11 protein-coding genes are annotated in these 11,841 nt (G+C 40.3%); 9 read left to right on the forward strand and 2 right to left on the reverse strand.

All coding sequences use genetic code 11. The features are described from left to right. The first annotated feature begins 91 nt into the window (after positions 1–91). The gene (locus J678_RS12410) at positions 92–1,405 is read left to right on the forward strand and encodes an alpha/beta fold hydrolase (protein ID WP_017393923.1); all 1,314 of its coding nucleotides are present in this window, start codon (positions 92–94) and stop codon (positions 1,403–1,405) included. Positions 1,406–1,456: 51 nt separating this feature from the next. Here J678_RS12410 and J678_RS12415 read toward each other — a convergent pair whose 3' ends face one another. Next, a complete protein-coding gene (locus J678_RS12415) occupies positions 1,457–2,299 on the reverse strand; it encodes a class I SAM-dependent methyltransferase (RefSeq protein WP_032027330.1) in 843 nt (280 codons plus the stop codon). A 325-nt stretch (positions 2,300–2,624) separates the two neighbouring features. Beyond that, positions 2,625–3,644 (reverse strand): beta-N-acetylhexosaminidase, encoded by a 1,020-nt coding sequence (gene nagZ / locus J678_RS12420; protein WP_017393921.1) that lies wholly within the window; start codon positions 3,642–3,644, stop codon positions 2,625–2,627. A gap of 192 nt (positions 3,645–3,836) precedes the next feature. Between nagZ and J678_RS12425 the strand changes: the two genes are divergently transcribed. From J678_RS12425 to J678_RS12460, 8 genes are all read left to right on the forward strand, one after another. Then, positions 3,837–6,020, forward strand: a complete 2,184-nt coding sequence (locus J678_RS12425) for a carboxy terminal-processing peptidase (protein WP_004710662.1) — start codon at positions 3,837–3,839, stop codon at positions 6,018–6,020. A gap of 137 nt (positions 6,021–6,157) precedes the next feature. After that, positions 6,158–7,456, forward strand: a complete 1,299-nt coding sequence (locus J678_RS12430) for a glycosyltransferase family 4 protein (RefSeq protein WP_079377326.1) — start codon at positions 6,158–6,160, stop codon at positions 7,454–7,456. A 24-nt stretch (positions 7,457–7,480) separates the two neighbouring features. Continuing rightward, positions 7,481–8,032, forward strand: coding sequence for a phosphatase PAP2 family protein (locus tag J678_RS12435; RefSeq protein WP_004710660.1), 552 nt, complete (start codon positions 7,481–7,483; stop codon positions 8,030–8,032). Between the two features lie 99 nt (positions 8,033–8,131). After that, a complete protein-coding gene (iscX, locus tag J678_RS12440; RefSeq protein WP_000524329.1) occupies positions 8,132–8,332 on the forward strand; it encodes a Fe-S cluster assembly protein IscX in 201 nt (66 codons plus the stop codon). A 113-nt stretch (positions 8,333–8,445) separates the two neighbouring features. Beyond that, positions 8,446–8,877: a nucleoside-diphosphate kinase gene (ndk, locus tag J678_RS12445; RefSeq protein ID WP_000963851.1), complete on the forward strand. Its 432-nt coding sequence runs from the start codon at positions 8,446–8,448 to the stop codon at positions 8,875–8,877. Positions 8,878–8,999: 122 nt separating this feature from the next. Next, the gene (gene rlmN, locus J678_RS12450; RefSeq protein ID WP_002053401.1) at positions 9,000–10,232 is read left to right on the forward strand and encodes a 23S rRNA (adenine(2503)-C(2))-methyltransferase RlmN; all 1,233 of its coding nucleotides are present in this window, start codon (positions 9,000–9,002) and stop codon (positions 10,230–10,232) included. Between the two features lie 15 nt (positions 10,233–10,247). Beyond that, complete coding sequence (pilW, locus tag J678_RS12455; protein WP_185133783.1) at positions 10,248–11,048, forward strand: type IV pilus biogenesis/stability protein PilW; 801 nt, start codon at positions 10,248–10,250, stop codon at positions 11,046–11,048. Beyond that, positions 11,039–11,830 carry a helix-turn-helix domain-containing protein gene (locus tag J678_RS12460; protein WP_017393918.1) on the forward strand — a complete coding sequence of 264 codons (792 nt, stop codon included), beginning with the start codon at positions 11,039–11,041 and terminating at the stop codon, positions 11,828–11,830. Before pilW ends, J678_RS12460 begins: the two co-directional genes overlap by 10 nt. Positions 11,831–11,841: the final 11 nt, after the last annotated feature.

The raw sequence follows: 11,841 nt of genomic DNA on the forward strand, positions 1-11,841 counted from the left end.
ACAAATTTTAAAGATTTGTGCATAAAAGATTACATGTTCAAGAAGGAACTCTTGCAGCATAAAAAAATTACAGCAAGGAGGAAGCAAGGATATGAATTCCATTATTCAAATGGATTCGGAGATAAACCAAGCTTATGCCGGTTTTGGGTTTTTCGATATCTACCATAGAGATAGTTTTAAACAGCCAGCTCGTACGACATGGATTGACGGTTGGAAAATTGAATACATGGCGATTGCAGACCCAAAAACCATTCACAAAACACCGATTGTGATTGTTGGTGGTGCTTTTCAAAATTTTAACTCTTATAAATATTGTGTTGAGCAACTGTTTGAAAGTGGCCCGGTCATTTTAATCGACTTGCCATCTATGGGCGCAAATCAACAAATTACCAATCGAGATACCGGAATTTCTGCTGGAACATTAGAACTACCTGATTTGTCCGCAATGTTAGGTCGCTGGTTAGATATTGTGGGAATTCAAAAAGTTTCTGTAATGGGAATGTCGTTGGGTTCAGTTGTTGCTTCTTGTTTTGCTTATCACCGTCCAGATTTAATGGACCGTATGATTTTAATGGGTGTCATGCAAAAGACCCGTAAAAGTTGGCGGATGATTTTGGAAGAATCACTCAAACTCATGCAAGAAAATCGTATGGAAGAGTTTGGACAAGCGGTGATTCTATATTTGGTGAATCATGCCAAATTAGATAAAACACGTATGTCACCGACAGCTAAAAAATTATTTTTTAGGCAAATGGCTGAGTTTACGGGGACCGAGCGTGAACGTTATGACATTAACTGTAATCGACTTTTACGCTTAACAGATGTACCGATTCCACAGTGTAAAACACTGGTCGCAGCAGGGCAGTACGATAGTTTTACTTTGCCTCATGAAAATGCCAATTTTGCTTTGCAATGTCCGGATATGGAATTTGCTCTGATTGCTAACGCAGATCATGTGCCACAGCTTCAGCGCCGTAAAGAAACTATGAGTTTGTTCACTTCATTTTTGAAAGGTGAATCTATCCAAAATCTGGATGGCATTATTCCAATGACGCGTGAGCAAATGCAAAACATGGAACGCCGAGGTGAAGAACGGATTTCAGTTCTGCAGCCTAAAACCAAACTAAGCCACCGTGAATGTAAATCAGAAATCCCAGTAACGATTGTGGATGTGACTTTCTTTGGAATGTATTTGAAGTTAGATGATGTGAAACAGCTCGACTTTGTAAATGAACATCCACGGGATCTGGCACTATGTTTAGAAGATGAAGAGGGTGCTTTTTCGATTGAATGTTTAATCTTTGAAGCTACTGAACAAGGAATCCGTGCTTTATTTAAACATGGCAGTTTCGAACTTGCTGACCGTTTAAGACGTTTTATTGCCCGCCAAAAGCAAGCAGCATAAAGTTTAATTTTTTATAAAAAAGAAGTCCCAAAAATATTGAGACTTCTTTTTTTATTTCAATTGAGCATGGATAGTCCATACTAAGTCACCTAAATGCTCTTCATCGTTCTCTTTAGAAACTTGTCCGAAGAATATTTGAGGTTGTTCAACGTTAACTTGATTAAAGCCTGCATCTTTAAAAAAGTCTTTCACTTCTAGTGGAGTCTTAAAATGAAAACTAAATGAGCTTCGAGACATAAGTTTAAGTAATTTACTACTGTTCCAGATAATACTTGCGAGTTTGTTCTTAACGGGTTCAGGATACAGGTCGGTTAAATAATGAAGCTTTTTAAAAGAAGCACCATAGTGGGCAATGGATTGGATCAGTTGCTTTAATAAGTCTTTATCAAAATAGTTAATTAAACCTTCACTGATTACAACTAGTGGACGGCTAGGGTTAAACACTTCAAACGCTTGTGCGAAAGCCTCGGTAAATAAATCGACCGATAAAATTTCAGGTGCATTTTTTTCAATTTGTTTTAGTGCATTTTGTTTTGTTTGAGCCATATCGGGCAAATCAAGCTCTCGATAGCTAATAGAAGGATAATGCTGCCTAAACCACCAGCCACGTGGTGATAAACCACAAGCAATTTCAAGCACCTGTAAATCAGGATTTTCTTGAATTAACTTCTCTAAATCATGATCAAGCATAGTATGGCGCTGTTTAAGTGTCGTGCGCATACTGCCACCGACATATTTCTCTGCCCAAGATTCTAATGGGTGAACTAAATATGCCAAAGATTTGCCTTTACTCGTAGCAAGTGCTTCGTGTGAGATCCCCATTTGATACCAGATATAGCCTGTATAGTGGGCTGTAAAAGAAATGTGGCGGGGTTTTGAAAGGTGTTGTGTCATTCGTCCTGAACTCGATTTATTGTTTTTGTGTGATCTTCATTATTAATAACAATGAAGAGGTTCTAATGCATTGATGGTGAATGAACCTGCATGACGGAGTCCTGTCAATTAGGTTGGCATTCTGGGATGAACTTTCAGTTGGAGTTACTTTTCTTTCGGGAAAAGTAACCAAAACCATTGTCATACGCAAAACCTGTTCACTTTCTGCATCTATCAAATATATTGAAGCAATCAATATCCTTCAGCAGATGAGCAGGTTGCGTATGACTTAACCGCGTATCAGATAGTGAATAGGTTTTTGTAGCCAATTAAAATTTTTACTAACTTAAATCGAATTTTTAAACTCTTCAATGGCAGTTTTGACAGCTTGCCATTCATTTCCAAGCGATAAAGTTTCACCAACTTGGATTTGTGGAATTCGACCACGCATACGTTCTAAACGTTCTTGATTTGGTAGTTCTAAGTTTGCAATACCATCGAGTGCTGTACATGCTGCACTACGGTCATTACACACTAGTCCCATATCACAACCAGCTGCTAGAGCTGCTTGAATACGCGCATCTGCACCACCAGCGACACAAGCAGCTTGCATGCTTAAGTCATCAGAGAAAAGTACGCCATTAAACTTCAAGCGATTACGAAGGACTTCTTGAATCCAGAAAGGTGAGAAACCTGCCGGATTTGGGTCAACCTTGTCGTAAATTACATGTGCAGGCATGAGCGCATCTAGCTCAGGCATAAGCTTAATAAAGCTTTGCATATCATGGTTGTAAATTTCGTCATAGCTACGGCTGTCAATTGCGGCTGCGACATGTGAATCGGCTTTGACCGAACCGTGACCCGGGAAGTGCTTACCAGTATTTGCCATGCCGGCTTTTTTCATGCCGCGCATAAATGCACCAGCAAGAGGAGCAATATCTTCAATATTTTTAGAGAAGCCACGGTCACCAATCACATCACTAATCGCATTAAGATCTAAAACTGGTGCAAAACTAAAATCGATCCCCACAGCTAAGACTTCAGTTGCCATTAACCAGCCACACTGTTCAGCCAGTTCTATAGCCTTTTGTGGTTGAGTGATATAGAGTTCGCCAAAGCGGCCCATGGCTGGCAATAGTGTAAAGCCAGATTTTAAACGTTGAACCCGGCCGCCTTCTTGGTCGACAGCAATTAAAATATCTGGGCGAACTTGACGCATATGGTCGGTTAAAGCACGGACTTGTTGTGGTGATTCAATATTTCGTGCAAATAAAATCATGCCACCGACTTGCGGAGCTTGTAATAGTTCAATATCTTCTTTAGTAAGTTCTGTGCCGGCAATGTCCAGCATCAACGCGCCAATCATATTGGTTCCATTTGAATTTTGATTGAAAAACAATAAGCGAATTTTGCAATGATTTGCTACATTTTGTCAGTACAGAATATGATAAAACTACACGGTATAAACAATTTAGTTGGTTAAGATGTTGAATCTGCTTAGTTCATATCGAAAACAGAGCGTGTAAGATACGAACACCCAAGGAAGTATTAAGAATTTATGAAACTTCAAACTATAGCTTGTGCAGTAGCAATCGCGACTGGCGGTTTATTCTTCTCTCATACGATGAACGAAGCAAGAGCAGCAACCAATACAGCTGCTGTTTCTCAATCGATCCAGCCAACGCAAGAGCAGGCCTTGGTGGCTCGTCAACTGGCAACTTTAGTTGATCGCCAACATTATTTAAATATGCGTTTGGATGCGAATACATCTAACCGTATTCTCGATATGTATTTAGATAGTCTTGATCCAGACCATTCATTATTTTTAGACGCTGAAGTTCAAAATTATAAAAAGCTCTATGGTTCAAATTTTGGTGCTTCATTAAAAGCGGGGAATTTAACTGGACCGTTTGCTATTCACCAGCAATATCGTGAACGCTTAAAACAATTTTATGAGTTCATGCTTGCTGAGTTAAAGAAACCACAAAATTTAAAACAGCCAAATACTTTTATTGAAGTAGATCGCGAAAAAGCACCGTATTTTAAAACATCGGCTGAGCAGCAAAATCACTGGCGTAAAATGTTAGTTTCTCAGTTAATTAATTTAACGATTAGCCGTGAAGAAGAGCAGGCAAAACAAAAGGCATTAAAAGAAAATCCATCACTTGCTGATGGTCAAGACTTAACAGGCCCAGAAGATTTAACACCGGCTCAGACTTTGACCAAGCGTTATACACGTCAGCTTGAAAGAATTAGCCGTGTGAAAAGCGACGATGTTTTAGATAAAACATTAAATGCAATGTTGGCGACTTATGATCCACATAGTAACTATTATCCGCCAATTGATGCGATAGAACTGAACCGCCAAACGACCTTACAACTTGAAGGTATTGGGGTATCGATTCGTCCAGAGCGTGGCAATGAAGATTACACCAAGATTGAAACCATTGTAGAAGGTGGCCCGGCAAGTAAGTCTGGTCAAGTGAAATCAGGAGACCGAATCGTTGGTGTCGCTCAAGAGGGCGGTAAAATGATTGATGTGGTCGGCTGGTCGAGTTCAGAAATTGTTGGGTTGATCCGTGGTAAGCGTGGCACAAAAGTAACGCTGAAACTTCTTGGTGCCGGTGCGTCAATGAGTCAGGCACGCAATGTGACCTTGGTGCGTGATGTCATTCAAGAAGAAGATGCGGGCGTCCGTTCACGTACAGTTGAAGTAACACGTGATGGTAAAAAACATCTATTAGGTGTCATTGAAATTCCATCTTTCTATTTCGACTATCGTTCACGTCGTGCTGGTCAGCAATATCGTTCAGTTTCTGAAGACACTGCAAATGCGTTTGAGGCATTAAAAGCTAAGAAAGTTGAAGGTATTATTATTGACTTGCGTAATGACCCAGGTGGTTCATTAGAAGAAGTTGCACGTATGCTTGGACAGGTAATTAAGTCAGGTCCGGTTGTGCAAATTCGTGACGGCAATGGCAATGTAAGTGTATTTGAAGACAACGATGGTGGTCAGCAAATCTATACAGGTCCACTCGCTGTATTGGTGAACTTAGCATCGGCATCTGCAAGTGAGATTTACTCTGCTGCAATTCAAGATTATGAGCGTGGCATTATCATTGGTAGTACAACCACAGGTAAAGGTACAGCTCAGGTCCAACTCGATACTTTGGCATATGGTCAAGCAACCTTAACTCAGCGTAAATTCTACCGTGTTACCGGTGGTAGTACGCAAAACAAAGGTGTAGTGCCAGACATTAAGCTTGTTGATATTTATAACGAAGAGTTTGGTGAGCGTAAATCGAAAAATGCGTTGAAGTGGGATACGATTCCAACTGCACCATTTAAACGTGAAGGTTCAGTGCAGCCATATGTGGCGAAGTTGTCTCAACTTTCAGAGCAACGTGTAGCAGTCGATCCACAGTTTAAATATTTAAATAAACGTACGGCAATCGCAAAGGTGACTAGCGATCAGAAACAAGTTGTTCTTGATATTGATAAGCGCCGCGCAGAGCTTCTGAGTTTAGAAAAGCAAACTTTAGATGCTGAAAATGAACGCCGTGTAGCGACGGGTCAAAAACCTTTTGCTAACTGGGAAAGCTATCAGGCTTCCTTAGATGCATTGGCTGAATCTCGTGCCAAAATGAAAGCCAACCAACGTCCTGCATTGCCAGAAGAAGAAACATTTGTGAATGAAGCAGCAAATGTACTTATGGATTATGCAAAATTGCAGAACCGTTAAGTTTTTTGTCTGTTTATAAAAAAGCACGCTGTTCTCAGCGTGCTTTTTTAATTTTTCATGTCAGTAAACTGTCATGCATTTATCATCAAAGTGTCAAGAAAGCTGCTTAATCTTTAAGCATGAAAATAAATACATTGATGGATGGCGCTATGCAAGGCTCATACGCGACAGCACTATTAAAACAACAGCAACTCCCTGAAAGCTTCCACTTCTATTTTAAACAAAAACAGCAGTTGTCTAATACTCAGGAATTGCACCAACTTCACGGGTTGGTTCGTCCCCGTTTAAAAATTGCGATTGTGACAGAGACATGGCCACCAGAAATTAATGGTGTAGCACTTTCGTTATTACAGTTATGTCAAGGTTTGCAAAAACAAGGTCATAAAATTCTACTGGTTCGCCCAGAACAAAAAGCCAAGTGTCATGATTTTCTACCAGAGCAAGAATGTCTCGTCATGTCACAGGCTATTCCTAAATATCCAACTCTACAATTTGGTTGGCCTCAATATTTAAAAGTTTCAAAAGCTTTTGAAAAATTTGCGCCAGATGTTGTGCACATCGTGACGGAAGGACCGTTAGGCTTAACAGCCATGCAAGCTGCAAAAGCAAAAGATATTCCTGTCTCTAGTGGCTTTCATTCACCATTTCAAGATTTTAGCCGATTCTTTGATTTGGCTTTTTTAGTTAAGCCAATTCAAAAATATCTTTGCTGGTTTCATAACAATACTCAAGTGACTTGTGTGCCAAGTAAAGATACCGAAGAAGCTTTACGTGGTTTTGGTATTACCTGTCCACTGGTTGTGGTGGGACGAGGGGTCGATACCACACGCTTTTCACCAAAACATCGTTCGGAAAGCTTACGCCAGCAATGGGGTGCCGATGCCGATACTCGTGTCATGCTGTATGTAGGGCGTTTATCACCAGAAAAAGAAGTTCAATTGATTGTTGAAAGCTATGAAGCTATGCAAAATATGCAGCAACATAAAACTAAACTTGTGGTGGTAGGAGATGGCCCAGATCTTGCTCGATTAAAAGCATTACCTGAAGCGAGAAATGTCATTTTTACGGGTAGTTTGCGTGGACAAGATTTAGCAATAGCATATGCAAGTGCTGATGTCTTTGTATTTGCGAGTCAGGTTGAAACGTTTGGTAACGTAGTTTTAGAGGCAATGGCAAGCGGTTTGCCTGTTATCGCGTATGATTATGCATGTGCACATCAATATTTAGTCCATAACGTAAGTGGTTGGTTAAGTCCACTTGGACAGAAAAACCATTTTATACAACAAATTTATCAACTCCCTTCAGTACAACAACTTAGAGAAATGGGCATACAAGCCTGTCGTAAAGTACAGCAAAGCGGTTGGCAACTTCCGGTACAGCAATTAGAACAGGCATTTTATCAGGTAGTGAAGGAATCCTCGGTGGACTTCACCTAAGTATCCTAAAATAGGAGAACAACCATGAAATTAAAGAATGCAAAAATAAAAATACTCGATCTAGATTTACGAGGCTGTTTATACCTCAATCACTTTTCCCATTCACAGCGTGTAGCTTTATTTTTCAAAATTATTAGCCGTGCGGGCGATGGGCCATTTTGGTACCTCATGCTGGCAATTGTATGGGGAATGCATGGCATTACCTATAGTTTGCAAATTATCTATTTGCTACTTGGTGGTTCGGTCGGAACAGCAATTTATAAATTCTTAAAACATAAAACCACGCGTCCACGCCCTTACCAAGTACATCAGGTGATTGTGCTTGGGGAAAGACCACTTGATCACTTTAGTTTTCCATCAGGTCATACGCTACATGCAGTGATGGTGACAATTGTGTTGGGTTATATCCAGCCTGTATTGCTGGCTGCCATGTTGCCATTCATGGTGCTTGTGGCATTGTCTCGTATGGTGCTTGGGCTTCACTACCCAAGTGATGTGATTGTAGGCGCACTTATTGGTGCGGCAGTAGCAAGTCTGATTATTTTTGTCGCGCCATTATTGGGCATTGCTTTATAACGAACAGTAATTTTTATCAGCTTAAGCTATCGATTACGTTTGTGGATTTGCTAAAGTACACAGTTCGTGATTTAGCAGATTAAACAGATAGGAGCCGCTATGGGCTTACGTTGGACAGATACGATTGATATTGCCATTGAATTGTCAGAAGCACATCCAGAAGTTGATCCGCAATGGATTCGTTTTACCGATTTACATGCATGGGTATGTGCGTTACCAGACTTTAGTGATGACCCAAATAAATCAACCGAAGGATTGCTAGAAGCCATCCAAATGGCTTGGTTAGATGAAGTTCGCTAAAAACAGTAGAAAAAATCGCAACTTTTACACATTCAAAGCTGATTATTGCCTATGACATCGGTATAATGCGGCAAATTTTTTAAAGTTTAAATCTTAAAATAAAGGAGCCACTCATGGCAATTGAACGTACTTTGTCTATCGTAAAGCCAGATGCTGTGTCTAAAAACCACATCGGTGAAATTTTTGCTCGTTTCGAAAAAGCGGGTTTAAAAATTGTTGCGACTAAAATGAAACACCTTTCTCAAGCTGATGCTGAAGGTTTCTATGCAGAGCACAAAGAACGCGGTTTCTTTGGTGACTTAGTTGCATTCATGACTTCTGGTCCAGTTGTAGTATCTGTTCTTGAAGGTGAAAACGCAGTTCTTGCTCACCGTGAAATTTTAGGTGCTACAAACCCTAAAGAAGCGGCTCCTGGTACTATCCGTGCTGATTTCGCTGTAAGCATCGACGAAAATGCTGCTCACGGTTCTGACTCAGTTGCTTCTGCAGAGCGTGAAATTGCTTACTTCTTTGCTGACAACGAGATCTGCCCACGCACTCGTTAATCGAAAGCATTCAAACCAGATAAGTGGTATACTACTTATCTGGTTTTTTTATTCTCTCAAGAGCATATTGTTTGATTCTTGAACAATATATTCTTTTTTTGACATGGTTTAGGTAAATACACATGAGTTCTGCAGTGGTCGTTTCATCTGAAAATCTTGATGGACAGCAGCAATCTTCGTCCACGCCAGCATCGCCTGCTGCCGAAAAAGTGAATTTACTCGGCATGTCACGCGCTCAATTAGAAAAATTCTTTGAAGATATTGGTGAGAAAAAGTTTCGTGCCGGGCAGGTTATGAAATGGATTCATCAATATTTTGTCACTGATTTTGCTGAAATGACCAATATTTCAGGCAAATTGCGCGCAAAGCTTGAACAAATTTGTGAAATTAAAGCTCCTGAAGTGGTTCACCGTCATTATTCAAAAGACGGAACACGTAAATGGGTGTTTCGCGTAGGTGAAGGTTCTGGCTCTTTAGTAGAAACTGTATTAATTCCTGCCGAAGATAAAACTGGTTCACGCAAAACCTTATGTATTTCTTCACAAGTGGGCTGCGCATTAGACTGCTCATTTTGTTCAACAGGTAAGCAAGGTTTTCAGCGCGATTTAACGCCAGATGAAATTATTGGGCAACTTTGGATGGCAAACTATTCCTATATGGAAGAAGTGCCTGTTGCCGAGCGCGAGCGTTCAGTAACTAATGTGGTGATGATGGGTATGGGTGAGCCATTACTCAACTATGATGCTGTATTAAGCTCAATGCACATTATGCTTGATGACTTTGCTTATGGCATGTCAAAACGTCGCGTGACTTTGTCAACGTCTGGTGTTGTACCGAAAATTGACCAACTTGCACAAGATATTGATGTTGCATTAGCAATTTCTTTACATGCACCAAACGATGAACTACGTAATGAACTTGTACCTATTAATAAAAAATATCCATTGGCTCAGTTGATTGCAGCGTGTCAGCGTTATATTGCCAAAGATGGTAATGAAAGTGCGCGTAAACATGTGACTATCGAATATGTGATGTTAGAAGGTGTAAATGATCAGCCTGAACATGCACAGCAGTTACTTAAGTTGCTTAAAAACTTACCAAGTAAAATTAATTTAATTCCATTTAATCCATTCCCTCATGCGCCATATGGTCGCTCAAGTCGAAATCGTATTATCTCGTTCCAAAAAACTTTGTCTGATGCCGGATTTGTGTGTACGATTCGTCAAACACGTGGTGATGATATTGACGCTGCATGTGGACAGTTAGTGGGTCAAGTTGCTGACCGTACGCGCCGTGCTGAGCAGTGGCAAAAGAAAGTAGCGCAGCGACAAGAGATTTTACGTACACAAGGATAAAGTTGAGGGCAGACTTTGAGTACTCCGAAGTTAAAGATCATGTTATGTATGGGGGTTGCTGTTGCATTTCTGGCCAGTGGTTGTCAGTCTTCGCCAACGCTTAAAAAGGACCCGGAAAAAGCAGTTAAGGTGCGTACGCAGCTTGCCGCAGAATACATTCGTTCTGGTGACTTGGACTCTGCAAAGCGTTCCCTTGACCAAGCTTTAAGTGTCGATAGCCGTGATGCAACGGCAAATATGATGATGGGCATTTTATTGCAACAAGAAGGCAGTAAACCCAATTTAGAAAAAGCAGAACATTATTTTAAACGTGTAATTTCATCTGAGCCAGATAATGCTCAGGCGCGTAATAATTATGGTACGTATTTGTACCAAATGGAGCGTTATAATGATGCCATTGAGCAATTCCGTATTGCTGGTGCAACATTAGGTTATGATCAACGCTATCAAGCCTTAGAAAATCTAGGGCGGATTTATTTAAAATTAGGTGATATTGCGAGTGCTGAAAAAACATTCAAACAAGCACTCCTTGCTAACCGCGATTCTTACATTTCAATGTTAGAGTTAGCAGAAATTTTTTATTTGCAGCAGCAGATTCCGGCTGCTACACAAATGTATGAACAATACGTTCGTACAGTGGGGCAGAAAAATCAGGGTGCTCGCGCACTTTGGATTGGTTTAAGAGTGGCTCGAGCCAATGCGGATAAAATGGGAATGCAAGTTTTAGTAAACCAGTTACGTGCTTTATTCCCGGAAAGTCCAGAATATCAACGTTATTTGCAATTACAGTATAGTACTGAGGCCGTATGGAAATAAATCCTAATTCACAGCAGCCAACTGGCTCAAGCTTACCGACTTCTGCTTTAGGAAATATTCAACGTCCTGGTGAGTATTTACGTCAAATTCGTGTTTCTCAGAAAAAAGAATTAGAGCAAGTATCTTCAGATTTAAATATGCCGCTTAAAACGCTTAATGCGTTAGAGCAAGACGATTATAAATCTTTGCCAGAAGCGACTTTTATCAAAGGCTATTATCGTTCTTATGCGAAGTATTTAAATACTGATGCAACTGCAATTATCCAGCGTTTTGATGAGATTTATGCAAACGATACTGGGCTTTTGCCAAATCATGCGTTAAACAACTCACCAATTAAAATCATGGGTAAATTACCGGGTTCTAATAGTGATCGTAACAAAAAATGGTTAAAGCGCGCACTGCTTGCGATTTTGATTATTGCTGTCGTGTCATTAATTGTGATGGGTGTCCAAAAATGGACCTCAAACAAAGAAGAAGCTGATGTGCCAAAAGCAAATCAGTCTAATGTTGAAGTTTTACCTATGAAAGGGAATACCTCTGCAACAGTGGGTGATCAATTGGTGTTAAACTTTAACCGTCCAACTTCTGTTCATATTGTAGATGCAACAGGGAAGGTTTTAGCGACGGGTCGTCAGGCATCGACTTTAACCTTAAATGGTGAGTCTCCATTCCAGATTCGTCTTGATGATGCAACAGCTGTGTCATTAAGTCTAAACCAAGAACAGATTTCATTGTCTCCATATACGGTAAACGGTAAAGCTGAATTCCGTTTATCCCGCTAATACCATGAGTT

It is taken from the genome of Acinetobacter sp. 1424608 (assembly GCF_000588255.1).
In the GTDB taxonomy this organism is placed as follows: Bacteria; Pseudomonadota; Gammaproteobacteria; order Pseudomonadales; family Moraxellaceae; genus Acinetobacter; species Acinetobacter nosocomialis.